This window comes from Streptomyces sp. NPDC001980, from assembly GCF_040296885.1.
Classification (GTDB): domain Bacteria; phylum Actinomycetota; class Actinomycetes; order Streptomycetales; family Streptomycetaceae; genus Streptomyces.
This window is the reverse complement of sequence record NZ_JBEOYD010000005.1, coordinates 263,001-286,296: the sequence shown is the minus strand read 5'-3', so window position 1 is coordinate 286,296 and position 23,296 is coordinate 263,001. Positions and strand designations below refer to the sequence as shown.

Here is a 23,296-nt window from a genome sequence, read left to right as displayed (position 1 = left end):
CCAGGAGCACCCCATGCGAACCCAGAGCCGACGAACGCCCCGCGCCCTGTTTGCGGTGGCCGCCGCAGGAACGCTGACCACCTCGCTGCTCGCCGGCTGCTCGGGCGCCGGCGCGGGCGGCGGTTCCTCCGCCCACTCCATCAACGTCCTGATGGTGAACAACCCGCAGATGGTGGAGCTGCAGAAGCTCACCAAGGACAACTTCACCAAGGACACCGGGATCAAGGTGAACTTCACCGTGCTGCCCGAGAACGACGTCCGCGACAAGATCAGCCAGGACTTCGCCAACCAGGCCGGCCAGTACGACGTCGCCACGCTCTCCAACTACGAGATCCCGATCTACGCCAAGAACGGCTGGCTGGAGCCGATGGACTCGTACGTCAAGAAGGACACCGCCTTCGACCAGCAGGACATCCTCAAGCCGATGCAGCAGGCCCTCACCGCTGCGGACGGCAAGCTCTACGGCGAACCCTTCTACGGCGAGTCGTCCTTCCTGATGTACCGCAAGGACGTCTTCCAGAAGAAGGGGCTGACCATGCCGGCCCACCCCACCTGGCAGCAGGTCGCCGACCTGGCCGCCAAGGTGGACGGCGCGGAGCCCGGTATGAAGGGCATCTGTCTGCGCGGGCTGCCCGGCTGGGGCGAGATGCTGGCTCCGCTGACCACGGTCGTCAACACCTTCGGCGGCACCTGGTTCGACAAGGACTGGAAGGCGCAGCTGGACGCCCCCGAGTTCAAGAAGGCCACGCAGTTCTACGTCGACCTGGTCCGCAAGCACGGCGAGGCCGGCGCCGCCCAGTCCGGCTTCGCCGAGTGCCTGAACGACACGACCCAGGGCAAGACCGCGATGTGGTACGACGCCACCTCCGGCGCGGGTTCGCTGGAGGCCTCCGGCTCCCCGGTCAAGGGCAAGATGGGCTACGTCCCGGCGCCGGTCGAGAAGACCGACAGCTCCGGCTGGCTCTACACCTGGGCGTGGGGCATCCAGAAGGCGTCCAAGAACCCGGACGACGCCTGGAAGTTCATCTCGTGGGCGTCCAGCAAGGGCTACGAGAATCTCGTGGGCGAGAAGGCGGGCTGGGCCAACGTGCCGGCCGGCAAGCGCACCTCGACGTACGACATCCCGCAGTACCGCAAGGAGGCGGCCGCCTTCGCGGACGTCACCCGGGACGCCATCGCCGGCGCCAAGCCGAACGACCCGGGTGTGCAGCCGCGGCCCGCGCCCGGCATCCAGTTCGTCGACATCCCCGAGTTCACCGACCTGGGCACCAAGGTCTCCCAGGAGATCAGCTCCGCCGTCGCCGGCCAGCAGTCCGTGGACGACGCGCTGAAGAAGGCGCAGAAGCTCGCCGAGGCCGTCGGGAAGAAGTACGAGGGATCATGACCGCCACCGCCTCCCCCCGGGTCGCCGCCGCCACCGCGCGGCCGGCGCCCCGGCCCCCGTCCGACCGTCTGCGGGCCTGGGCCACCCGGGCCCCGCTGCTGCCCGCGCTGGTCTTCATGATCGTGGTGACCCAGCTGCCGTTCGTGGCGACCGTGGTCATCTCGTTCTTCGACTGGAACGCGCTCTATCCGAAGGACCGCCACTTCACCGGCATCGACAACTACCGCCAGGTCCTGACCGACCCGGACCTGCGCCACTCGGTGTGGACGACGGTCCTGCTGACGGTCACCGTGGTACTGGTCAGCCTGGTCCTGGGACTGGTGGTGGCCCTGCTGCTGAACCGGAAGTTCCGGGGCCGGGGCGTGGTCCGCACGCTGATGATCGCCCCGTTCCTGATCGTCCCGGTCGCGGCGGCGCTGCTGTGGAAGCACGTGCTCTACAACCCCGAGTACGGCCTGCTCAACGGCCTGTTGCACTACGTCGGCGGCCCCCAGCCGGACTGGATCTCGGACAACCCCCTGATCGCGGTCGAGGCCGCCCTGGTGTGGCAGTGGACGCCGTTCATGATGCTGATCCTGCTGGCCGGCCTGCAGAGCCGTGACCAGCAGCAGCTGGAGGCGGCCCGGGTGGACGGCGCGAGCGACTGGCAGATCTTCCGCTACCTGACCCTCCCGCATCTGCGCCGGTACCTGGAACTCGGCGGCCTGCTGGGCTCGATCTACATCGTGCAGAACTTCGACGCGGTCTTCACGATCACCTCCGGCGGCCTGGGCACCGCCAACCTCCCCTACACCGTCTACCAGAGCTTCTACCAGGCGCACGAGAACGGCCTCGCCTCGGCCGCCGGCGTCGTGGTGGTCATCGGCTCGATCATCATCGCGACCTTCGCCCTGCGTGTGGTGTCGTCGCTGTTCCGCGAGGAGGTGTCCCGCGCATGAACACCGCCCTGAACGTCCTGCGGCGCAACGGACTCGGGCTGGTCGCCTGGCTGACCGGGATCGTGTTCTTCCTGCCCATCGCCTGGATGGCGCTGACGTCCTTCCACTCCGAGGCGGACGCGGCGACCAACCCGCCGTCCTTCACCGCCGGCCTCACCCTGGACAGCTACCGCGAGTTCTTCGGCGTCGGCGGCGGGGCGAGCCCGTGGCCCGCCCTGATCAACTCGGCGATGGCGTCGGTGGTCTCGACGCTCTTCGTCCTCCTGCTGGCCTTCCCCGCGGCCTACGCGCTGTCGATCCGCCGGGTGCGGAAGTGGACGGACGTGCTGTTCTTCTTCCTCTCCACGAAGATGCTGCCGGCCGTGGCGGGCCTGCTGCCGATCTACCTGTTCGCGAAGAACGCCGGGATGCTCGACAACATCTGGCTCCTGGTCATCCTCTACACCTCCATGAACCTCCCGATCGCGGTGTGGATGATGCAGTCCTTCCTCGCCGAGGTCCCGGTCGAGGTCATCGAGGCCGCACGGGTGGACGGGGCCCGGCTGCCGACGATCCTCGCGCGCGTGGTCGCCCCCATCTCCCTCCCGGGCGTCGCCGCCACCGCGCTGATCTGCTTCATCTTCAGCTGGAACGAACTGCTCTTCGCACGCGTGCTGACGGGTGTCGTCGCCGAGACCGCCCCCGTCTTCCTGACCGGCTTCATCACCAGCCAGGGCCTGTTCCTGGCCAAGGTGTGCGCCGCGTCGCTCGTCGTCTCCCTGCCGGTGCTCGCCGCGGGGTTCACCGCCCAGGACAAACTGGTCCAGGGCCTGTCCTTGGGAGCCGTGAAATGAAGGCCGCCGTCATCGAGTCCGTGGGCCGCGCCGTCGTCACCGAGGTCCCCGACCCGACACCGGGCCCCCGCGAGGTCGTCGTGGAGGTGGCCGCCTGCGGCCTGTGCGGCACGGACCTGCACATCCTCCAGGGCGAGTTCGCCCCCAAGCTGCCGATCGTGCCGGGCCACGAGTTCGCCGGCGAGGTGGTCGGCGTCGGCTCCCAGGTGACCGAGGTGGCGATCGGCGACCGGGTCGCGGTCGACCCGTCCCTGTACTGCCACGAGTGCCGGCAGTGCCGCAACGGTCACAACAACCTCTGTGAGCGGTGGGCCGCGATCGGCGTGACCGTGCCGGGCGGGGCCGCGCAGTATGCGGTGGCCCCGGTCGCCAACTGCGTGAAGCTCCCCGAGCACGTCCGCACCCAGGACGCGGCCCTGGTCGAGCCCCTGTCGTGCGCGGTGCGCGGCTACGACGTCCTGCAGTCGCGGCTGGGCGCGCACGTCCTCATCTACGGCTCCGGGACCATGGGCCTGATGATGCTGGAGCTGGCCAAGCGGACCGGCGCGGCGAGCGTGGACGTGGTGGACCTGAACCCCGTCCGGCTGGAGACCGCCCGGCAGCTCGGCGTCTCCGGGTCCGCGGCGAACCCCGACGAGCTGGACCGCCCGCAGGGCTGGGACCTGGTGATCGACGCGACCGGCAACGCGGCGGCGATCCAGGACGGCCTGGAGCGGGTCGCCAAGGCGGGCACGTTCCTCCAGTTCGGCGTCGCCGACTACGCGACCCGGGTGACGATCGACCCGTACCGCATCTACAACCAGGAGATCACCATCACCGGCTCCATGGCCGTGCTGCACAGTTACGAGCGGGCGGCGGAGCTGTTCGCGAACGGCGTCCTGGACCCGGACGTCTTCATCAGCGACCGCCTGCCGCTGGACAGCTATCCGCAGGCACTGGAGCAGTTCGCGGCGGGCGTGGGACGGAAGATCGTCGTGATCCCCTGACCCGTTCGGGGGCCGGATCCCGGGTAAGGGAACAGTAAAGCGGGGTCGTTCGTTCACGGGGCATGACAGCTATGACCCCTGGCTCGAACATCCCTCTTCCCGCCCCCCGGGTGGCGGTGGACGTCGCCGCTCCGGTGCGGCTCGACGTGTCGGGCCTGCTGCTCACGGGCGACGGCAAGGTGCGCTCCGACGACGACTTCATCTTCTACAACCAGCCGAACGGGCCGGGTGTGACGTACCGCTCCGGCGGCGGTACGTCCCCGGACGCGATCATCGTCGACACCGCCGCCGTACCGCCCGGCATCGAGAAGATCGTCGTCACCGCGAGCCCCGACGCCGCGGGCCAGACCTTCCAGGGCATCGAGCCGACGGCGACGATCCGCAACGCGGACGACGGCTCGGTGCTGGCCACCTTCACGCCGCCGCAGCTGGGCACGGAGACGGCCCTGGTGATCGTGGAGATCTATCTGCGGGGCGGCGCGTGGAAGGCCCGCGCGGTCGGCCAGGGGTACGCCAACGGGCTGGCCGGTATCGCCACGGACTTCGGCGTGACGGTGGAGGAACCGGCCCCGGCCCAGGCGCCGGCTCCGGCCGCCGCGGCCCAGCCGGCTCCGGTACCGGCCGCCGCGGCCCAGCCGGCCCCGCCCGCCGCTCCCCCGGCACCGCCCGCCCCGCCCGCCCCCGGCGCCGGGAAGATCAACCTCGACAAGGGCCGGGTCAGCCTCCAGAAGAACCAGACCGTGTCCCTGGTCAAGGGCGGCCGACCGCTGCTCTCGCAGGTCAAGATGGGCCTGGGCTGGGAGCCGGCGTTCCGGGGCAAGGACATCGACCTGGACGCGTCGGTCATCGCCTACGGCCCGCAGCGCAACCATGTCGACAGCTGCTACTTCGGCAAGCTGTCCATCCTCAACGGAGCGATCAAGCACTCCGGCGACAACCTCACCGGCGAGGGCGGCGGCGACGACGAGGTGATCGTGGTCGACCTCGGCCGGATCCCCCCGGAGGTCACCGGCCTGGTCTTCACGGTCAACTCGTTCTCCGGCCAGAAGTTCACCGAGGTCGCCAAGGCCTACTGCCGCCTGCTGGACGCCGCGTCCGGCGAGGAGCTGGTCCGCTTCGACCTGACGAGCGCCGAGGCGCAGACGGGCGTGATGATGGCGAAGCTGGTCCGGCAGTTCTCCGGTGAGTGGGACATGACGGCGATGGGCTCGTTCGTGAAGGCCCGGACGGTACGGAACATGGTGAAGCCGGGGGCGGAGGCGCTCTGACCCGGGTCCGGCGACGGGTGTGCGGCCGTGGGCGCTACGGCCGCAACCCCTCCGTGAGCAGTGACAGATAGCGCCGGATGTCCTTGCCCTGCCCGTTGGCCAGCTCCGAGGCCGTGCCCAGTCCGTGCGCGAGGCGCAGGAGTTCGATCGGCTCGATGTCCGGGCGCAGGGTCCCCTCCTCCTTCGCCGCGTCCACCAGACGGGTCGCCGAGCCGCGGATCAACTGACCGCAGGCCGTCAGCGCGGCCGAACTGCCGTCGGTGACCGCCGAGCCGAGCAGGGCCTTCAGGCCGCGTACCTGGAGGGTGGCGACGCACAGTTCGTTCAGCCACTCCATGAGCGCCGCACCCGGCGGCAGCTTCGCGGCGAACTCGTCGGCGGTGGCCGCCAGCGCCTCCATCCGGTCGGTCATCGCCGCCTCCAGCAGCGCCTGCCGGGTCGGGAAGTGCCGGTAGAGCGTGCCGGAGCCGACGCCCGCCCGCTTGGCGATGTCGTCCAGCGAGGCGTTCTCCCCCTGCTCGGCGAAGGCCTCCACGGCGACCTTCAGCAGCCGCTCGTAGTTGCGGCGGGCGTCCGCACGCATGGGCCTGACCTGCGTCATCCAGTTACTCCTTGCGAACCGGGGACTCTCTCCGTATCTTATCGAACACTAAACGGAGACAGTCCCCGCTTAATGGTGTGCTCGTCGTGCTCCGGGCAGTCCGCCTGCCCGTACTCCACCATGCCCGCGCCGGGGACGCACAGACCGGGAGAACCTCATGTCCGCCCCGTCCAGCCCGTCCGTCCCGTCCACCGCCGCCGACGCCCCGCCGGACTCCGCGCACCCCGCCAGGCTCGGCACCGCCCTCCTCGTCATCGTCACCGCCTACATGATGGTCGGCGTCGACTCCACCGTCGTCAACGTCGCGCTGCCCGACATCCAGCGGGGCCTGGGGTTCAGCCGGACCGGCCTGTCCTGGGTGCTCAACGCCTACACCCTCGCCTTCGGCGGCCTGTTGCTGCTCGGCGGGCGCGTCGGCGACATCGTCGGCCGCCGTCGTACGCTCGGCGCCGGAGCGCTGCTGTTCGCGCTGTCCTCGCTGCTCGGCGGGGTCGCCGCGGAGGGCGGCTGGCTGCTTGCGGCACGTGCGCTGCAGGGCGTCGGCGCGGCACTGATCGCCCCCAGCACCCTGGCCCTGATCACCACCAACTTCCCTCAGGGGCCGCGCCGCCACCACGCCCTGAGCGTCTACTCCTCCATGGCCGGCATCGGCGGCTCCGTCGGCCTGGTCCTGGGCGGCATGCTCACCTCGTGGGCCTCCTGGCGCTGGGCCCTGCTCATCAACGTGCCCATCGGCATCGCCCTGTTCGTGGCCCTGCCCCGGTTCGTCGCCGAGACCCCGCGCCACGCGGGCCGCTTCGACCTCGCGGGCGCGCTGACCGGGACGGCCGGGATGACCTCGCTGGTGTACGCGTTCATCCGGGTCTCCGAGGACGGCTGGACCGACACCCGGTCCCTGCTCGGCTTCAGCTGCGCCGTCGCGCTGCTCCTCGGCTTCGCCCTGATCGAGTCCCGGGCCGGTCAGCCGATCATGCCGCTGCGGCTGTTCGCCGACCGGGACCGGGCGGGTGGCTATCTCACCCTCATGCTGCTGCCCGCGGGCATGTTCGGCGCCTTCTACTTCCTCACCCTCATCTGCCAGCAGGTCCTGGAGTACAGCCCGTTGCGCGCCGGGTTCGCGTTCCTGCCCATGACCCTGGCCATGTTCACGATGGTGCGGCTGCTGCCGAAGCTGCTGGCCCGCTTCGGGACCAAGCCGGTACTGCTGACCGGCATCACCCTGCTCGTCGCCGCCGGCGGCTGGCTGTGGCGGCTGCGGCCCGGCGACGGCTACGCCACCGGGCTGCTCGGTCCGCTGCTGCTGCTCGGCGTGGGCGTCGGCCTGAGCTTCATGCCGCTCAACGCGACCATTCTGGCCCGCATCGGGGCACGGGAGGCGGGTGCCGCGTCCGGGCTGCTGCAGACCTTGCAGTGGCTGGGCGGCACCCTCGGACTCGCCGTCCTGGTCACGGTGTACGGCACGGCGACCCGGCACGCCACCGGCACCCCGGCCGACATCCTCACCCACGGCGCGTCCCGCGCCTTCGGCATCGGGTCACTGGTCGCGGTGGCCGCGCTGCTGGTGGCGGGGTTCGTGATCACGGCACCTCGGAAGGAGGCGGCCTGACTGCACGCGTCGCTTGGGGCCGTGTGTCAACTGCCGGTGCGTGGGGGCTGGTCGCGCAGTTCCTCGCGCCCCTTAAGGGGCGCTGCTGGAACCGTCTAGAACAAAGCGCTGTACGCGTTCAGTGCCGGCTGGCCGCCCAGGTGGGCGTAGAGGACCGTGGAGTCGGCGGCGATCTCGCCCCGCTCCACCAGGTCCACCATCCCCGCCATCGACTTCCCCTCGTACACCGGGTCGGTGACCATGCCCTCGGTGCGGGCGGCGAGGCGCATCGCCGCGAGGGTGGTGTCGTCCGGGACGCCGTAGATGCCGGCGTGGTAGCGGTCGTCCAGCTCCACGGTCAACTCGCCCTTGACCCCGATGAGTTCGCCGGTGCGCCGGGCTATCCGGGCCACCTGCTCGCGGGTCTCGGCGGGCTTGGCCGAGGCGTCGATGCCGATCACCCGGCGCTCGCGGCCGCCCGCCTCTTCCAGCGCGGCGAACCCCGCGACCATGCCGGCCTGCGTCGACCCGGTCACCGAGCAGACGATCACCGTGTCGAAGAAGACGCCCAACTGCTGCTCCTGCTCGGCGACCTCGTACGCCCAGCCCGCGAAGCCGAGGCCGCCGAGCGGGTGGTCGGAGGCGCCGGCCGGGATGGCGTACGGCTTGCCGCCGGACTCCTCGACCTCGCGCAGCGCCAGCTCCCAGCTCTCCTTGAAGCCGATGCCGAACCCGGCGCGGACGAGGCGTACATCCGCCCCGGCCAGCCTGCTGATGAGGATGTTGCCGACCTTGTCGTACACCGAGTCCGGCCACTCCACCCAGCTCTCCTGCACCAGCACGCACTTGAGCCCGGCACGGGCGGCGACGGCGGCGACCTGGCGGGTGTGGTTGGACTGCACCCCGCCGATGGAGACGAGGGTGTCGCAGCCCTTGGCGAGCGCGTCCGCGACCAGGTACTCCAGCTTGCGCGTCTTGTTCCCGCCGTACGCGATCCCGGAGTTGCAGTCCTCCCGCTTGGCCCACAGCGCGGCGCCGCCGAGGTGGGCGGTGAGGCGCTCCAGGGGGTGCACGGGCGAGGGGCCGAAGAGGAGGGGGTAACGGGCGTAGGATTCCAGTGCCGGGGACATGAACAAGCCGCCTCTCTACAGTGCTTCGTCCGGGACCTCACCGTAACGTTCGATGATTTCCCGGGCGAAGGCAAGCAAGTCGCTCACGCGCTGGCCGCTCGGTTGTACCGACGTCCACAGTTCCAGGTTCTCGGGACGGTTGTCGTCACGGATTCCATTCTTGTGGTGCACGCTTTCGACGCGAGGAAGGAGTGGCCGACCGAGGATCGCCTCCATGACGAGTCGATGCTCGGGAACTCGCTTTCCGTCGCGCCAGTAGATCCGGTATCCGTTCTGCAGACTGCCGGTGGTCTCACGGCCGTCGAGGCCGTTCTTCCCACGACGCAGACGGTTGTAGTGCATGTGGCAATACCCCTGTCCACCGCCATACCGTTCGCGCTCACAACCCTGATGCCGACACCCAGTTCCTCTGGGTGTCCACTCGAAGTGAGTGATCAGTGGTGACCCGTGGAGTCGCCAACGCCGATAGTGCGTGCCGCACATGTTGCGCGCCTTGTGCGGCCGCGTGCAGCCGTCCACACCGCAGGGCCGGGGAGGAGATGCCGCTTCCCCCGTAGGAGCACCGCCTCCCGCCGGATCACCGTAAGCGAGCCAGCGTTGGTAGTGGAGGTTGCAATATCCCCGACCCTTGTGCGGCCTCGGACAGTCGTCGATTTCACATGACCTGGAATTCACGTCGCCATACTGACGAAATCGCTGCCGCTCAGGCAAGCCATGGCCAACGGCCATCACGACCGCTCTCGATAAGAGAAACCGTGCGGAAGGCAGCGTCGGAAAGGCCCCCGAACACATGCCGGTGGCCCGTGCCGGACGGGCCGTGGCCCACCCGGTACCCGGCCAGGTTCCAGGTGTAGACCGGGATGTGGGCCGGGACCTGCTGGGTGGGGTCGCCGTGTCGGTTGAACGCGTACTGCTCGTCGGTGACGATCAGCACCCGGTCCTGCCCCCGGTAGTGCGAACGGATCGCCGAGGTGGTGTCGGTGCCGCCCAGGTCGCCGAAGCGGTCCAGGATCTTCAGTACCGACTCGCCCTTGCCGAACGTCAGCCGCCTGCTCGTCGTACCGAACTCGACGAGGTCCGCGTCCGCCGCCCGCAGCGCGAGCGCCGTGCCGAAGATCGCCGCCGCGTCGGCCCGGTTGAGCTCCGAGCGCTCGGACAGCCGCGAGTAGAACATCGAGCCCGAACGGTCGACGAGCACCAGCGTCCGCCCCGGCAGCGCGGGCACGTTGGCCAGCGAGTGGCCGAGCGCCTGCTCCAGCGGGTACGCCCAGCGCAGCGACGGCGCGTGCCGGTACGCGGCGAGGTACCGGAACGGGAACTGCCGCGACCGCGCCACCTCCGCCGGGTCGCCGATCCGGGCCGCGACCGAGGCCGCGATCTCGTCGGAGACGCCGGCCTCGTCGAAGTTCCGCAGGTTGCGGACGAGCGCCATCGTCCCCATGGACGGGATGACCGCCTCCCATGCGGCCTTGTCCATCGGGCCCTGGAGCCAGCCGGCCAGCGCCTCCCAGGTGAGGCCGGCCGCCGCGAGCCGCTCGGCGCCACCGGGCTCGGTGACGACCGCGCGCCGCTGCCCGACGGGCAGCGCCATCAGCTCGCGGTGGGCGCCGAGCACCGGGCTCGACGTGGGCGGTACCGCGGTGTCCGGGTTGTGCCGCCGGTCCAGCGCGTACCGGAACAGCTCGCCCTGCCACGGCTTGTCCGGGTCCGGCGCCGCATGCACCAGGTTGAGGATGTCGCCGAAGCGGTACCCCTTGGACGCGGTGTCGTACTTGAGCAGCGACTTGCCGTGGTACAGCCGTCGTACGGCGTCCGCGATCCCCCGCTTGACGGGCTTGGGAACGGCACGGCCGTACGTCGCCGTCCAGTAGGCGAGCAGTTCGCCGGGCTCGTCGGGCCGCTGGAGCACGGAGGCGACGACCTGACGGTTCGAGGGGCCGTCGGTGGCCCCCGCGGTCAGGCGGGCGTGCACGTACTCGGCGGCGCCCACGATCGCGGCGGTCCGCATGTTGCCCTCGCCGCGCAGCCAGCCGAGCAGACCGGCCGTCCAGGCCGGGTCGGTGACGGCGAGCTCACGCAGGAGCTTGGCGAAGCGGTCGTCGCGGTCCGTGCCGGACTCGTAGAAGGTCTGCTGCGAGACGAAGTTGGCGACGGCGAGCAGGAAGAGCTCGGAGCGCGTGTCCCGCTCACGACCGCGGCCGCCCTCGTAGGTACGGAGGATCCGTCCGGTCGAGGTGACCCGCGAAGTGGGCTGCGCCCGGGCCGCCTTGGTGTTGAACCGCGCCATGGTGAATTCCCCCCGAATTCATTGGAGATTGGGAGGAGGCGCGGCAAAAGGAGGGTGTCCGAGTTCCGGAATCGGCGACGGACTTAAGTCAGATGCTCTATCCATTGAGCTACACCGGCCCTGAGCCGATGACGGGAGTCGAACCCGCAACCTTCTGATCCCGAGAAGTAACCGCTGCCTTCGCACCGGACACCCACCATGAGCTGCGCCTCCCGAGGTCAAGCACACGCACCGGGAGGTGCATGAAGTTTTCGGTGTCCAGAGATCGAAGTCGGCGGAACCGACGTAGGTGCTCTAACCCCTGAGCTACACCGGCGCGTTGTACCGGTGGCGGGACTCGAACCCGCGGCCGCCCCATTAAGAGTGGAAGTAGGTCCTGCCTTCGCACCTGGACGTGCATAACCTTAGGAGGCGGGCCGCGGGCCGGGCGAGTGAATTAACTATCCGCGCTGCTGGCGCTTCCAGGGCCCGGTGATCGCGAGCATGATGCCCGGGGTCTGGATGTTGGCGTAGAGGGTCCGGCCGTCGGGCGAGAAGGTGACGCCGGTGAACTCGCTGTACTCGGGCTCCTCCGCGGTGCCGATGTTCAGCTCGTTGCGGGCGATGGGGTAGGTGCGGCCGCTGTCGGTGGCGCCGAACAGGTGCTGGAGGCCCTCGCCGTCCTCGGCGATGACCAGGCCGCCGTACGGGGAGACGGTGATGTTGTCCGGGCCGTCGAAGTTGCCTTCCACGGACGGGTCCGGGTTGACGCCGATGCGGACCTTGAGCGTGAGGGTGCGCCGCTTGGGGTCGTAGAACCAGACCGAGCCGTCGTGCTGGACGGGGCTCTCCGCGCGGGCGTACGAGGAGACGATGTACACGCCGCCGTCGCCCCACCACATGCCCTCCAGCTTGCGGGCGCGGGTGACCTGGCCGGTGCTGAACTGCTTGCGGACGGAGGTGGACTTCGCGTCGCGGTCCGGGACGTCGATCCAGTCGACGCCGTAGACCGTGCCGATCTTCGTGGCACGGGAGAGGTCGTCGACGAACTGGCCGCCGGAGTCGAAGCACTTGAACGCCTGGAGGGTGCCGGCGTCGTCGGCGAGGGTGCGCAGCCTGCCGCGCCCGTGGTGGAAGTGCTCGGGCGGGGTCCAGCGGTAGAGCAGGCCGTTCGGGTTGGAGGCGTCCTCCGTCAGGTACAGGTGGCCGCGCTTGGGGTCGACGACGACGGCCTCGTGGGCGTAACGGCCGAGCGCCTTGACGGGCTTGGGGTTCTTGTTGGCCCGGCGGTCCTCGGGGTCGACCTCGAAGACGTAGCCGTGGTCCTTGGTGAAGCCGTTGGTGCCGGTCTTGTCCTCGGTCTCCTCGCAGGTGAGCCAGGTGCCCCACGGGGTGTTGCCGCCCGCGCAGTTGGTGGCGGTGCCGGCGATGCCGACCCACTCGGCGACGTGCCCGCCGGGGCGGACCTCGACGACGGTGCAGCCGCCGGCCGCGGCCGGGTCGTAGACGAGGCCCTCGGTGAGCGGAACCGGGTACGGCCAGTTGGCGCGGGGGCCGGCCAGCTCGTGGTTGTTGACGAGGAGGGTGGCGCCGCGCGGGCCGTCGAACGTGGAGGTGCCGTCGTGGTTGGAGGGGGTGAACTCGCCCGACTCCAGCTTGGTCTTGCCGCTGTACGTGATGACGCGGTACTTGAAGCCGGCGGGAAGCGCGAGGATGCCGTCCGGGTCGGGGAGCAGCGGCCCGTAGCCGACGCCGCCGTGCCCGTGCCCGTGCGCCGCCTCGGCCGTCTCGGTCTCGGTGGCGGCGAGGGCGTTCGGGGCGGTGGCGAGGGCGCCGACGCTGCCCGCCAGCGCGACACCGGCACCGGTGATCGCGGATTTCCTTGTGAAGTCCCTGCGGGTGAGCGACATGGTGTCTCCTGTGACGGTCGGAGTGCCGTGGAGGGTGGCGGACCTCAACTCGGCGCACACGCTCCCGCCCACTCCTGAACACCGGTTGAACACAGGGCGACATCGCGGACGTCTGTTCCATGAATCCGTATGCGCCACCCCATGCCGCCCCAAAGCCCCGCCCAAGAAACACACCGCAGAGGTCAACGTCTCCCCTCGGCAGCGGTACGGGATTCGCCGCCGACCGCCGCCCTTCCCGACACCCGGCCTTTCCCCTCCACTCGGCGGCTCCTCCACGGCGCGGCCTCTACGCCGCCGCTCGGTCTCCGCCGCCCGATCTCTTTCCGCCGCGACCGCACTCAGCCGTACACAACGCATCCGGCACTGCCCAACCTCCGCGCGCCCCCACCCCTTCGGCCCCGGCCCCTACCCCCCGTGCTGCGACCGTGCCTTGAACGCCGCCTTGCGGGCCTCCTTGGCCACCTTCTTGTCCGGGTGGAGGCGGCCCATCACCTCGAGGACGTCGGCCGTGTCCGGGTGCCCCACCCGCCACGCCTCGGCGAAGAAGCCGCTGTGCTGCTGGGCCAGGCCCTCGACCAGCGCCTGGAGTTCCTCGGAGTTCCCTTCGGCGGCCAGCTGCGCGGCCACCGTGTCGATGGTCAGCCAGAAGATCATGTCCTGGGACGGCGCCGGCACGTCGTCGGCGCCGCGTTCGGCCAGCCAGACCCTCGCCAGGCCGCCCAGCTCGGGGTCGTCGAGGACCTCGCGGAGGGCGGGCTCGGCCTCGGCTCCGAGCAGGGACAGCGCCTGCTGGCAGCGCAGCCGCCGCAGCGGGGCGCCCGCGTCCGCACCGCGCGCGGCCGCCAGCAGCTCCCGGGCGGCGGCGAGGGACTCCCGGCGGGCCAGCCACTGCTCGGTCTCGGCCTGCGCGGCCCCCTGCGGAAACGCCGCCGTACCGTCGAGCAGCGCGTCCGCACCCTTGTCGGCGAGCTCTCCGACCGCCGGCGCCTCGAAGCCGGCCTCCAGCAGCCGCGCCCGCAGCCCGTACGCGCCGAGCGGGGTGAGCCGCACCATGCCGTACCGGGAGACGTCGGCCTCGTCGACCGGCCCCGCCGCCGGCTCCTCCTCCGCGTCGGCCATCAGCGCCTCGTCGACCGGCTGGTACTCGACGAGCCCGACCGGTTCGAGCAGCCGGAACTGGTCGTCGAGCCGCATCATCGCGTCGGAGACCTGTTCGAGGACGTCGTTGGTCGGCTCCCCCATGTCGCTGGGCACGATCATCGACGCGGCGAGCGCGGGCAGCGGCACCGGCGCCTCGCCGGGACCGCCCTCGCTCACGGTCAGCAGGTACAGGTTGCCGAGGACGCCGTCGAGGAAGTCCGCCTCCGCCTCGGGGTCCCAGCCGAGTGACGAGAAATCGACCTCGCCGCCCTCGTCGAGCGCGTCGACAATTCCGTCCAGGTCGGGCACGCTCGCGTCGGCGATCACGGTCTCCAGCGCGGCCTGCCACACCGCGAGGACGTCGTGCGGCGAGCCCCCGGTGAGCAGTGCCAGCTCTTCCCCCGCCGCCACCGTCCCGGCCTCCTCGTCGGCGATCTCGACGAGTCCGGCGTCCACGGCGACCCGCCAGGCCTCACCGGCGTAGGCGGCGGCGTCCTCCCCGGTGAGTCCGAGCGCCTCGGCGGCGGCCGGGAGCTGCTCCTCGACCAGTTCGCCGCCTGCGTCCACGCGGGTGTCGGGGCCGGCCCAGCGGGCGAGCCGGGCGGCCCGGGTGAGCAAGGGCGTGGACAGCGCGGCGTGCGCCAGCTCCGCTTCGGAACGCAATCGCACCGGGGGCAGGGGGGCGCTGTCAGACATCGGCTGGTTCTCCTCGGACGCCTCAACGGTCGTACGGCGACATGGACACCGTATCGACGGCCGTACGAGCACCTGGACGCCGTACGGCTCAGCCGCTCAGCCTAGACGGATTTCCACCCATGCCGCCCGGTTCATCTCCCCGCCTGGCCCCGCGCATGGCCGAAACCTTGACAACTGCCGTGGCCAGGCAGGAGATTGACGCGCGTAGAAGACGGGGGGACAACTGTTCACTCGGTATCTACGCGTGTCATATCCGCGTCACATGACGTACATGAACGTGTCATGAACGCACCATAAACCGCCCTCGTCCCGGCGCTTCCGTATGTCCCCGGAGGGATTCCCTTGCCGAGCAGGTCTTCCGCGCGTCTCGCCGCGCTCACCGTCGCCGCCGTCTGCAGCGCGGCCTCCACCGTCGCCCTCACCTCGCCCGCCCAGGCCGACGGGCTGCGCATCCACGACGTCCAGGGCACCACGCGCACCTCGCCCTACGCCGGCCAGAAGGTGACGGACGTTCCCGGCATCGTCACGGGCACGCGCACCTACGGCTCCTCCAGAGGTTTCTGGCTCCAGGATCCGACGCCGGACGCCAACCCGGCCACCAGCGAGGGCGTCTTCGTCTTCACCAGCTCCACCCCGAAGGTCGCGGTCGGCGACTCCGTCACGGTCACCGGCACGGTCTCCGAGTACGTCCCGGGCGGCGCCTCCACCGGCAACCAGTCGCTGACCGAGATCACCAAGCCGACGGTCACCACCGTCTCCACCGGCAACGCGGTCCCGGCGCCGGTCGTGATCGACAAGAAGTCGGTGCCGAGCGCGTACACCCCCGCGGGTGACACCGCCGCGAGCGGTTCGGTCAACGGCCTGACCCTGCAGCCGAAGAAGTACGCCCTGGACTACTACGAGTCCGTGGAGGGCATGAACGTCCAGGTCAAGGACGCCCGCGTGGTCACCGCCACCGACCCGTACGCCGAGCTGTGGGTCACGGTGAAGCCGCACGAGAACCGCACCGGCCGCGGCGGCTCGCTCTACCGCTCCTACCGCGACCAGAACACCGGCCGCCTCCAGATCCAGTCCCTCGGCTCGACCGCCGACTTCCCGGCGGCGAACGTCGGCGACACGCTGACCGGCGCCACGACCGGCCCGATGGACTACAACCAGTACGGCGGCTACACCCTCGTCGCGAGCGCGCTGGGCACCCTGAAGAGCGGTGGCCTGCAGCGCGAGACGACGAAGAAGCAGTCGCACGGCGAGCTCGCGGTGGCGACCTACAACGTCGAGAACCTCGACCCCTCGGACGGCACCTTCGCCGCGCACGCGTCCGCGATCGTGAACAACCTCCAGTCGCCCGACATCGTGTCCCTGGAGGAGATCCAGGACAACAACGGCGCGACGGACGACGGCACGGTCGCCGCCGACGTGACGGTGAACAAGCTGATCGACGCGATCGTCGCGGCCGGCGGCCCGAAGTACCAGTGGCGTTCCATCAACCCGGTCAACGACCAGGACGGCGGCGAGCCCGGCGGCAACATCCGCCAGGTCTTCCTGTTCAACCCCGAGCGGGTCTCCTTCGTCGACCGCGCGGGCGGCGACTCCACCACCGCGGTGGCCGTCACCAAGGTGCACGGCAAGGCCCAGCTGACGGCCTCCCCCGGCCGTGTCGACCCGGCGGACTCCGCCTGGACGACCAGCCGCAAGCCGCTCGCCGGTGAGTTCGTCTTCCAGGGCAAGACGGTCTTCGTGATCGCCAACCACCTGAACTCCAAGGGCGGCGACCAGGGGCTGACCTCGCAGTACCAGCCGGTGGTGCGCAGCTCGGAGACCCAGCGCCACGCGCAGGCGACGCTGGTCAACGCGTTCGTCAGGAACATCCTCGACGTCCAGAAGGACGCCGAGGTCATCGCGCTCGGCGACATGAACGACTTCGACTTCTCCGGCACCACCAAGCTCCTGGAGAGCCACGGCGCGCTCTGGTCGGCCATCCAGTCGCTGCCGACCAAGGAGCGCTACACCTACGACTACCAGGGCAACGAGCAGGTCCTGGACCAGATCCTGATCAGCAAGCAGATCCGCGGCAAGGGCGACTTCGAGTACGACAGCGTGCACATCAACTCGGAGTTCCACGACCAGATCAGCGACCACGACCCGCAGGTGCTGCGCTTCCGCCCGTAAGCGGTCGGCCGGGGCTCAGGACTGGCTGAACACCCCGTTCAGCCAGTCCTGCCAGGCGGCCTCGTTCGCCTCCGCGTCGGCGTCCGGCGCGAAGTCGTGGATGCTGATGCCGACCGGGGCGCCCCAGTGATTGCGCCCGAAGAGCCGGACGAGGGCGTCCTCGGTGCGCAGCCCGACGAAGTAGGGGTTGCGGTAGTCGACCACCACGTCGATGGCCCGCCCGCCGGGCCCCCGGACGCTCGCCTTCGCGCCCGCCGCCAGGTCGTCCGGCAGGCCGAGGGCACGGCCCACGGCGATGAAGGCGTCCGGCGCCTGGGACGCCTGCTCCCCGTTCAGCTGGGCGAAGCTCACCGGGCGGGGCGCGAAGTGGGTGAGGTACTCGCGCAGGGTGTGCAGGTAGAAATCAGTGTGCCGGCTCGCGCCGTCGTACTGGTTGTCCCAGTCGTCGGTGAAGATCCCGCTGTGCACGTAGCGCACCCAGGCGCGGCGGCCGCCGTCGCGCTCCTCGATGACGTGCTCCAGCTGGTTGGCGCTCTGCGTCGGGAAGCCGACGTCCTCGCTGCGGGTGACCAGGTGGTGCGGCGGGTCGTAGACGGTGACGGTGGACCCGAAGGCCGCCGTACCGCCCACCCGGGGCTCGGGCGGCTGCATCGGCCACAGATAGCCGCCGGTCCCGTTGGTGATCGCCTCCCACACCTCCCCGGGCGTGGCGTCGACCTCGAACTCACGGGCGATCTCGAATTCCTTGGACATGATGGGGCTCCTGCCGCCTACTGTTCCAGCTCGGGGGTGGGCCGGTCCTTGACCGTGGGATGGACGGCGACCACGATCCGGTGGTCCCGGCCGCCCTCCGCGTCGGGTGCGTCGTACTTGCGGATGAGCGCACTCACGCCCGCCGTCAGCTCCTGCACGAAGGCCGCGCGGTCGGCGGCGGAGGCGAAGCGGACCTCGCCGTCCAGTGCGTAGGTCGCCAGCCGCTTGCGGGCCTCGGCGGCCCCGGTGATCAGCATGCCGACATCGCGCACCAGGCGCGCGCCGAGCGCGAGCAGCCAGCGCGCGGAGAGCTGGTCGCGGAAACGGTCCGGGTCCGGCTGCACGGCGGGCAGGGCGGCCGGCGAGATGACGTACGACGCGGCGGTCGCGCGCATCAGCCGCTCGGTGACGTTGCCCTTGCGCCGCTCGCCGGCGAGCTCGACCAGGCCGTGCCGCTCCAGCGTCTTCAGGTGGTAGTTCACCTTCTGCCGGGGCAGCCCGACCCTGCCGGCCAGCATCGCGGCCGACGCGGGCGCGTCGGCCAGTTCGGCGAGCAGCCTGGCCCGTATGGGGTCCAGCGACACGGCCGCTGCCTCGGGGTCCTCGATCACGGTGACGTCCAGCATGGCTCCACCGTCTCACCGAAAAGTTTTTTTGTCCACGTGAACGGAATTTTCGGTGGCCGGTGGGGCGGAGTCCGGGTGGATCTCAGTGGCGACGGCGTCGGCGCAGCACGCCCACCGCCACGGCGGTGGCGACGGCGGAGACGGCACCCAGTACCGGCCGCGGATTCCGTGCGACGGCCCGGACGACCCGGCGCGCGGGCCGCACGCCACCGTCCCCGACCGTGTGCCGCGCCTCGGCGGCCTTCCCCGAGGCCGGCCTCCCGGCCCGCCCCGCCCGCTCCTGGACCGTGTGCCGCGCCTTCGCCACCCGCTCCTGCGCCGTGTGGCCGCTCCGCACCGCCCGGCCCTGGGCCTGGTGGCCGGCCCTGGTCGCACCCTCGCGCAGCTGCACGGTCAGCGCGCCGGCCTTGTCCCTGAGGCCGGCGGCGCGGGCCCGGGTACGGCCCCCGAGGCCGGCCCTCGCCGCCAGCGCGCCGACGGTGTCGGTCAGTCGGGCTCCCGCCCCCGTCCCACGTGCGGTCCTCTTCGTCATCCGTGCCGCCCTTCCCGGTCTCGTCGGCGTCCGCTCTGCTCGCGGACCTTCCGAGTACCCGGGCCGACCGCACTCAGCCCTGCTCGCCCCGTCCGCCCCGTTCGCCGAGCCGGGCCAGCTGGCTCTGGAACCAGTCGAGGCGGGCCTGCAACAGAGCCGCTTCCGCGACCAGTTCGGGCACCCCGAAGCCCTCCCCCGCCTCCGGACGGCCGTCGCCGGCCCCCGCACCCCCGGCGATCACCCGCAGCCCCTGCCCCGCCAGCCGGGCGAACCCGGCGAGCGGGACGGACGCACGCGCGCGTACACAGCCCGCGCAGGCGGCCGCCAGGGCACGCCAACCGGGCCTGCCCCAGCCCGCGTCGGCGAGCGCGACGGCCGGCGCACCGCAGGCGCACGGCCCGACGGTCGCGGTCCGCACCCGCTGCCGGGCGTAGCGGAAACCACGCTCGAAACGGATGTAGGCGCCGAGGACGGAGACTTCGAGCAGCACGGCCGCCCGGTGCTCGGCGGTGCACAGCAGGGCCTCGGCGACCTCGCGTTCGTGCACGCAGTGGAAGCCGCAGTCGCACAGCCGCGCGGGCGGGCGATGCCGTCGGCCGTAGACGCAGGACGCGTCGTCCAGCACTCCGTACGGCAGCGCGCCGCCCAGCGACACACCGGTGAACCCGGCCCGCGCACCGTCCTGGGACAGCATCGGGTGAGCGATCTTGTAGCCGGTCGGCGGCTCCGTCGGCCGTTCCGCCGGGAGCCACAACCTCATCGGGCGACCGAGGCCTCTTCGGACGCGGATACGGACTCGGTCGCGACCCGGGGTTCGCGGATCTCGTGGATCTCTTCAGAGAGTTCGGGGAGTCCGGGTACTTCGTCGTGGACGAGCGGCCGCTCCTCAGCGACCCCGGTGGCCAGTGCCTTGCCCAGCTTCATGATGCCTCCCATGACCCATGACCTGCCGTCGGTGACCGTCCGGCCCATAGTGGCCCATGAGGGGCCGAGTTGGACACAGGGCCTCGGGACGCCGATAAGGACACCGAACGGACAACGGAACGACCGACAACTTAGCATTGCTAAAACATGTATCGTAGAAAAATTAAGTAGAGCTAAGCTTTCGCGCTGCCGAGACTACCCCCATGACGAACCCACACGGCACCGCCCGTTCGCCCCGCCCCTTCGGCCGCACCCTCTGCGCGATGGTCACCCCCTTCACCGAAGCGGGCGCGCTCGACCTCGACGGCGCCCGGCGGCTGGCCGCGCATCTGGTGGCGGAGGGCTGCGACGGTCTGGTGCTGAGCGGCACCACCGGCGAGTCGCCGACCACGACGGACACGGAGAAGGCCGAGCTGATCGCGGCCGTCCGGGCGGCGGTGGGAGAACGGGTCTCGCTGGTGGCGGGCGTGGGCACCGCGGACACCCTGCACACCGTCGAGCTCACGCTCGCGGCCGAGAAGGCGGGCGCGGACGGCGTCCTGGTGGTGTCGCCGTACTACAGCAGGCCCCCGCAGGACGCTCTCGAGGCGCACTTCCTCGAGGTGGCCGACGCGAGCGGGCTGCCGGTGATGCTGTACGACATCCCGGGCCGCACCGGCACCCGGATCGAGCCGGAGACGCTGGTCCGGCTCGCCGCACACCCCCGGATCGTGGCCGTGAAGGACTGCTCGTACGACTTCCTCGGCACCCAGAAGGTGCTGGCGCGCACGGACCTGGCGTACTACGCGGGCTGCGACGAGCACATCCTCGCCCTGTACGCGGTGGGCGCGGCCGGCTGTGTGAGCACGGTGGCCAATGTCGTCCCCTCCCGGGTCGCCGCGATCCTGGACGCGTTCGACGCGGGCGACACCACCCGGGCCACCGAACTCCAACTGCAGGCCACGCCGTTGATCGAGGCGATGATGGCCGCGGGCCTGCCGGGCACGGTCACGGCGAAGGCGCTGCTCGCCATGATCGGCCTGCCGGCGGGCCCGGTACGGGCACCGCTGCGGCCCGCCGGCCGGGAGGCGGCCGACGGGCTGCGGGCGGTGTACGAGGAGCTCGGGGCGGCCTGATCAGCGCCGCTCGGCGAAGACCGGTGTCCAGCGGCCGGCGGCGCCGTCGTTGCCCTTGCGGAAGCCGCTGAGCGGAACGACCTTGTCACTGCCGATGGTGACCAGGACCAGACGGTTGTGGAACTCGTTGCCGCCGTCCTTGTCGATGTCCCAGGCGATGAGGGACTCGTTGTCGGCCCAGGCCAGAAGCTGCTGCCCGCGCACCTCGGTCTTCTTGCCTGTGCCGAGGTCGGTGATCCAGGACGACGTCTTCATCGTCCTGCCCGCGAAGTCACCGGCGGCCCGCTTGCCGTCGGGCGACAGCCCCGCTTGGACGAACCAGTTCAGGTACCGCTCGTCGATCGGCACGGAGACCTCGTGGCCCTGGAGGTCGTAGAACTGCATCCCGGGTTCGCTGGTCAGACCGGACCAGACGTACTGGCCGGAACGGCTGAGGCCGAAGTCCTGGCGGACGTTGATGTCGGCCATCTCCATGCCGCTGTGCGAGCCGCCGATCTCGCGCCAGGGACCTTTCCCGGAGGCCACGTCGAGGACGTAGAAGCCGGTGCGCGGCATGGTGGCGGGCATGGAGAAGGAGGTGCCGGTCGTGTCGCCCGGCGCCCTGGTCACCACGTCGGGGTCGGCGGAGTAGGTCGTCGCGACCAGTTTGCGGCCGTCGTGGGAGAACTCGGCTCCGCCGACGCCGTGCTCGACCGGGATCCAACGGGCCACCTTGCCGGTGGTGAGGTCGAGCAGGCCGATCCGCCGGGCGGGGATCGTCCTCTCCAGGACAGCGGCCGTCTTCAGACCGGGGGCGACGGCCACGTACGACCAGCGGGTGTCCTTCTCGTAGCGGCCGGTGCGCTGGTTCAGCAGCCAGTAGGTGCGAGTGGTGTGGTATCGGCGGGCCGTCTGCTTGACGCTGTCGGTGGTGTAGTAGGCGGCCATGGTGGCGTCGCCCGCCCGGATCAGCTCGCGGGGCGGCGACTGGTCGGGGTGGGCGCGGGTCTCGCCGGGGTCGAGGACTCCGGCAGGACGTACGTCCTGCTTGCCGCCGTCGAGCAACGGCACGCCCACCGCGACGGCGACGACGGCCGCGGTGGCCACGGCGACGGAGGCGAGCCGGCGGGCCCGGCGGCGCCGGCGGACCGCCAGCACCTGGTCGGCGAACCCGGCCCGCAGCGGCGGCTGTTCGGCCGCCTGTTCGCGCAGCGCGTCTCGGATGAGTTCCTCGACGTTCACGGCCGCACCTCCACGGGCGAGTAGTCACGGGACGGCGGCTGGTCGCGGCCGGTGTCCGGGGCGAGGGCGGCCAGTTCGGGCGCGAGGGTGCGCAGCCGGGCCAGGGAGCGGTGGGTGGTGGACCGCACAGTGCCGACGGAGCAGCCGAGCAGCCGGGCCACGTCGGCCTCCGGCAGGTCCTCGAAGTAGCGGAGGACCAGGACGGTGCGCTGGCGGGCGGTGAGCCGGGACAGGGCCGAGCGCAGGACGAGGCGCAGCTCGGCGGTGGCGGCGGTGTCGGGGGCCGGCGGGCTCTCCGGTGGTTCGGCGACGGTGAGTTCGCGGCGGCGCCACTTCAGCCGCCAGCGGCTGATCTGCTGCCGGTAGAGGACCTGCCGTACATAGGCCTCGGGCTCGTCGATGCGCTGCCAGCGGCCGGCCGCCTTGATCAGGGCGTTCTGCAGCAGGTCCTCGGCCGTGTGCCGGTCGCCGCCGGTCAGCAGCACGGCGGTCCTCAGCAGCGCCGACGACCGGCTGTCCACGAACTCCCGGAAGCTCTCCTGCAGTTCCGCATCCATCGTCACCTTCTCTTCCCCCGGGCCCGCCTCGTGTCCGGACCCTGTACCCCTGGTGACGCGTGCGGAGCGGCGCCACTATGCCTGTCCGGCGCGAGAATATTCACCGGTGTCCGGCGCACCCGCTGCCGTACGTTGGCCCCGTGAGCCGCCCCCTGCTGTTCCTGGACGTCGACGGCCCCCTGAACCCGTACGCCGCCCAGCCCGAGCGACGCCCCGCGGGATACACGACGATCCGGGCGACCGTCCGCCCGGGGCGCCCGCTGCGGGTCTGGCTGAACCCGTCCCACGGCCCGGCGCTGCTCGCCCTCGGCTACGAGCTGTGCTGGGCGACCACCTGGATGGCCGAGGCCAACCGCTGGATCGGCCCGGTCGTCGGCCTGCCCGAGCTGCCGTACGTCGACTTCGGCCGGAGCCTGCTGACGGAGCGGCCGGACGGGGTCCACTGGAAGACCGAGGCGATCGTGGCGTACGCCGAGGGGCGGCCGTTCGCCTGGCTGGACGACGAGCAGACCCCGGCGGACACGCTGTACGTCCGGGCCCACCATCCCGGCCCGGCCCTGCTGCACCACGTCAGTCCCCGGATCGGCCTGCGCGAGGGCGACTTCGCCGCGCTGACGGAGTTCCGGGCTTCCCTGCCGTACGACGACTGAGCGCCCTCCCCG

At 71.0% G+C, this 23,296-nt stretch carries 22 protein-coding genes; 9 read left to right on the top strand and 13 right to left on the bottom strand.

Annotated features, from left to right (window positions below):
* The first annotated feature begins 13 nt into the window (after nt 1-13).
* From ABT137_RS10220 to ABT137_RS10200, 5 genes are all read left to right on the top strand, one after another.
* Nucleotides 14-1,384 carry an ABC transporter substrate-binding protein gene (locus tag ABT137_RS10220; RefSeq protein ID WP_351705432.1) on the top strand — a complete coding sequence of 457 codons (1,371 nt, stop codon included), beginning with the start codon at nt 14-16 and terminating at the stop codon, nt 1,382-1,384.
* A complete protein-coding gene (locus tag ABT137_RS10215) occupies nt 1,381-2,322 on the top strand; it encodes a carbohydrate ABC transporter permease (protein ID WP_351705429.1) in 942 nt (313 codons plus the stop codon). Before ABT137_RS10220 ends, ABT137_RS10215 begins: the two co-directional genes overlap by 4 nt.
* Entirely contained in the window at nt 2,319-3,155 is an 837-nt protein-coding gene (locus tag ABT137_RS10210) for a carbohydrate ABC transporter permease (protein ID WP_350786397.1), read from the top strand. Before ABT137_RS10215 ends, ABT137_RS10210 begins: the two co-directional genes overlap by 4 nt.
* Nucleotides 3,152-4,141 (top strand): zinc-dependent alcohol dehydrogenase family protein, encoded by a 990-nt coding sequence (locus ABT137_RS10205; RefSeq protein ID WP_089100876.1) that lies wholly within the window; start codon nt 3,152-3,154, stop codon nt 4,139-4,141. Before ABT137_RS10210 ends, ABT137_RS10205 begins: the two co-directional genes overlap by 4 nt.
* Before the next feature lie 71 nt (nt 4,142-4,212).
* Complete coding sequence (locus ABT137_RS10200) at nt 4,213-5,409, top strand: TerD family protein (RefSeq protein WP_351705424.1); 1,197 nt, start codon at nt 4,213-4,215, stop codon at nt 5,407-5,409.
* A gap of 34 nt (nt 5,410-5,443) precedes the next feature.
* Here the strand turns inward: ABT137_RS10200 and ABT137_RS10195 are convergent, their stop codons facing one another.
* A complete protein-coding gene (locus tag ABT137_RS10195) occupies nt 5,444-6,010 on the bottom strand; it encodes a TetR/AcrR family transcriptional regulator (protein ID WP_351705421.1) in 567 nt (188 codons plus the stop codon).
* Between the two features lie 157 nt (nt 6,011-6,167).
* On the opposite strand from ABT137_RS10195, the gene ABT137_RS10190 reads away from it, so the two are divergent.
* Nucleotides 6,168-7,616, top strand: coding sequence for an MFS transporter (locus ABT137_RS10190; protein ID WP_351705418.1), 1,449 nt, complete (start codon nt 6,168-6,170; stop codon nt 7,614-7,616).
* Nucleotides 7,617-7,711: 95 nt separating this feature from the next.
* On the opposite strand, the gene ABT137_RS10185 is transcribed toward ABT137_RS10190, so the two are convergent.
* From ABT137_RS10185 to ABT137_RS10165, 5 genes are all read right to left on the bottom strand, one after another.
* Entirely contained in the window at nt 7,712-8,725 is a 1,014-nt protein-coding gene (locus tag ABT137_RS10185; RefSeq protein WP_351705415.1) for a 1-aminocyclopropane-1-carboxylate deaminase, read from the bottom strand.
* Nucleotides 8,726-8,740: 15 nt separating this feature from the next.
* Nucleotides 8,741-9,067, bottom strand: coding sequence for an HNH endonuclease (locus tag ABT137_RS10180; RefSeq protein ID WP_351705412.1), 327 nt, complete (start codon nt 9,065-9,067; stop codon nt 8,741-8,743).
* Between the two features lie 361 nt (nt 9,068-9,428).
* The gene (locus ABT137_RS10175; RefSeq protein WP_351705409.1) at nt 9,429-11,012 is read right to left on the bottom strand and encodes a TROVE domain-containing protein; all 1,584 of its coding nucleotides are present in this window, start codon (nt 11,010-11,012) and stop codon (nt 9,429-9,431) included.
* 440 nt (nt 11,013-11,452) lie between these two features.
* Nucleotides 11,453-12,901: an alkaline phosphatase PhoX gene (locus ABT137_RS10170; RefSeq protein ID WP_351705406.1), complete on the bottom strand. Its 1,449-nt coding sequence runs from the start codon at nt 12,899-12,901 to the stop codon at nt 11,453-11,455.
* Nucleotides 12,902-13,306: 405 nt separating this feature from the next.
* Nucleotides 13,307-14,737, bottom strand: coding sequence for a hypothetical protein (locus ABT137_RS10165; RefSeq protein WP_351705403.1), 1,431 nt, complete (start codon nt 14,735-14,737; stop codon nt 13,307-13,309).
* A gap of 342 nt (nt 14,738-15,079) precedes the next feature.
* Between ABT137_RS10165 and ABT137_RS10160 the strand changes: the two genes are divergently transcribed.
* Complete coding sequence (locus tag ABT137_RS10160) at nt 15,080-16,906, top strand: DUF8508 domain-containing protein (protein WP_351705400.1); 1,827 nt, start codon at nt 15,080-15,082, stop codon at nt 16,904-16,906.
* 15 nt (nt 16,907-16,921) lie between these two features.
* Here the strand turns inward: ABT137_RS10160 and ABT137_RS10155 are convergent, their stop codons facing one another.
* The 5 genes from ABT137_RS10155 to ABT137_RS10135 form a co-directional block, all read right to left on the bottom strand.
* Nucleotides 16,922-17,659: an SRPBCC family protein gene (locus ABT137_RS10155; RefSeq protein WP_351705397.1), complete on the bottom strand. Its 738-nt coding sequence runs from the start codon at nt 17,657-17,659 to the stop codon at nt 16,922-16,924.
* 17 nt (nt 17,660-17,676) lie between these two features.
* Complete coding sequence (locus ABT137_RS10150) at nt 17,677-18,285, bottom strand: ArsR/SmtB family transcription factor (protein ID WP_351705394.1); 609 nt, start codon at nt 18,283-18,285, stop codon at nt 17,677-17,679.
* An 82-nt stretch (nt 18,286-18,367) separates the two neighbouring features.
* Nucleotides 18,368-18,817 (bottom strand): DUF3618 domain-containing protein, encoded by a 450-nt coding sequence (locus ABT137_RS10145; protein WP_351705391.1) that lies wholly within the window; start codon nt 18,815-18,817, stop codon nt 18,368-18,370.
* A 73-nt stretch (nt 18,818-18,890) separates the two neighbouring features.
* Entirely contained in the window at nt 18,891-19,577 is a 687-nt protein-coding gene (locus ABT137_RS10140; protein ID WP_351705388.1) for a hypothetical protein, read from the bottom strand.
* Nucleotides 19,574-19,753: a hypothetical protein gene (locus tag ABT137_RS10135; protein ID WP_351705385.1), complete on the bottom strand. Its 180-nt coding sequence runs from the start codon at nt 19,751-19,753 to the stop codon at nt 19,574-19,576. Before ABT137_RS10135 ends, ABT137_RS10140 begins: the two co-directional genes overlap by 4 nt.
* Nucleotides 19,754-19,944: 191 nt before the next feature.
* Between ABT137_RS10135 and dapA the strand changes: the two genes are divergently transcribed.
* Entirely contained in the window at nt 19,945-20,856 is a 912-nt protein-coding gene (gene dapA / locus ABT137_RS10130) for a 4-hydroxy-tetrahydrodipicolinate synthase (RefSeq protein WP_351705382.1), read from the top strand.
* Here the strand turns inward: dapA and ABT137_RS10125 are convergent, their stop codons facing one another.
* Entirely contained in the window at nt 20,857-22,077 is a 1,221-nt protein-coding gene (locus tag ABT137_RS10125) for a WD40 repeat domain-containing protein (protein ID WP_351705379.1), read from the bottom strand. It abuts the gene before it with no gap.
* A complete protein-coding gene (locus ABT137_RS10120) occupies nt 22,074-22,634 on the bottom strand; it encodes a SigE family RNA polymerase sigma factor (protein ID WP_351705376.1) in 561 nt (186 codons plus the stop codon). The genes ABT137_RS10125 and ABT137_RS10120 overlap by 4 nt, the downstream gene beginning before the upstream one ends.
* A 140-nt stretch (nt 22,635-22,774) precedes the next feature.
* On the opposite strand from ABT137_RS10120, the gene ABT137_RS10115 reads away from it, so the two are divergent.
* Entirely contained in the window at nt 22,775-23,284 is a 510-nt protein-coding gene (locus ABT137_RS10115) for a hypothetical protein (protein ID WP_351705373.1), read from the top strand.
* The last annotated feature ends 12 nt before the right edge of the window (nt 23,285-23,296 follow it).

What these genes read in the sequence shown, in the direction of transcription:
- dapA (WP_351705382.1), top strand. Translation starts at nt 19,945, where the DNA reads ATGACGAACCCACACGGCACCGCCCGTTCGCCCCGCCCCTTCGGCCGC.
- ABT137_RS10175 (WP_351705409.1), bottom strand. Translation starts at nt 11,012, where the DNA reads ATGGCGCGGTTCAACACCAAGGCGGCCCGGGCGCAGCCCACTTCGCGG.
- ABT137_RS10145 (WP_351705391.1), bottom strand. Translation starts at nt 18,817, where the DNA reads ATGACGAAGAGGACCGCACGTGGGACGGGGGCGGGAGCCCGACTGACC.
- ABT137_RS10220 (WP_351705432.1), top strand. Translation starts at nt 14, where the DNA reads ATGCGAACCCAGAGCCGACGAACGCCCCGCGCCCTGTTTGCGGTGGCC.
- ABT137_RS10200 (WP_351705424.1), top strand. Translation starts at nt 4,213, where the DNA reads ATGACCCCTGGCTCGAACATCCCTCTTCCCGCCCCCCGGGTGGCGGTG.
- ABT137_RS10150 (WP_351705394.1), bottom strand. Translation starts at nt 18,285, where the DNA reads ATGCTGGACGTCACCGTGATCGAGGACCCCGAGGCAGCGGCCGTGTCG.
- ABT137_RS10135 (WP_351705385.1), bottom strand. Translation starts at nt 19,753, where the DNA reads ATGGGAGGCATCATGAAGCTGGGCAAGGCACTGGCCACCGGGGTCGCT.
- ABT137_RS10195 (WP_351705421.1), bottom strand. Translation starts at nt 6,010, where the DNA reads ATGACGCAGGTCAGGCCCATGCGTGCGGACGCCCGCCGCAACTACGAG.
- ABT137_RS10185 (WP_351705415.1), bottom strand. Translation starts at nt 8,725, where the DNA reads ATGTCCCCGGCACTGGAATCCTACGCCCGTTACCCCCTCCTCTTCGGC.
- ABT137_RS10170 (WP_351705406.1), bottom strand. Translation starts at nt 12,901, where the DNA reads ATGTCGCTCACCCGCAGGGACTTCACAAGGAAATCCGCGATCACCGGT.
- ABT137_RS10215 (WP_351705429.1), top strand. Translation starts at nt 1,381, where the DNA reads ATGACCGCCACCGCCTCCCCCCGGGTCGCCGCCGCCACCGCGCGGCCG.
- ABT137_RS10180 (WP_351705412.1), bottom strand. Translation starts at nt 9,067, where the DNA reads ATGCACTACAACCGTCTGCGTCGTGGGAAGAACGGCCTCGACGGCCGT.
- ABT137_RS10120 (WP_351705376.1), bottom strand. Translation starts at nt 22,634, where the DNA reads ATGGATGCGGAACTGCAGGAGAGCTTCCGGGAGTTCGTGGACAGCCGG.
- ABT137_RS10155 (WP_351705397.1), bottom strand. Translation starts at nt 17,659, where the DNA reads ATGTCCAAGGAATTCGAGATCGCCCGTGAGTTCGAGGTCGACGCCACG.
- ABT137_RS10205 (WP_089100876.1), top strand. Translation starts at nt 3,152, where the DNA reads ATGAAGGCCGCCGTCATCGAGTCCGTGGGCCGCGCCGTCGTCACCGAG.
- ABT137_RS10210 (WP_350786397.1), top strand. Translation starts at nt 2,319, where the DNA reads ATGAACACCGCCCTGAACGTCCTGCGGCGCAACGGACTCGGGCTGGTC.
- ABT137_RS10140 (WP_351705388.1), bottom strand. Translation starts at nt 19,577, where the DNA reads ATGAGGTTGTGGCTCCCGGCGGAACGGCCGACGGAGCCGCCGACCGGC.
- ABT137_RS10165 (WP_351705403.1), bottom strand. Translation starts at nt 14,737, where the DNA reads ATGTCTGACAGCGCCCCCCTGCCCCCGGTGCGATTGCGTTCCGAAGCG.
- ABT137_RS10190 (WP_351705418.1), top strand. Translation starts at nt 6,168, where the DNA reads ATGTCCGCCCCGTCCAGCCCGTCCGTCCCGTCCACCGCCGCCGACGCC.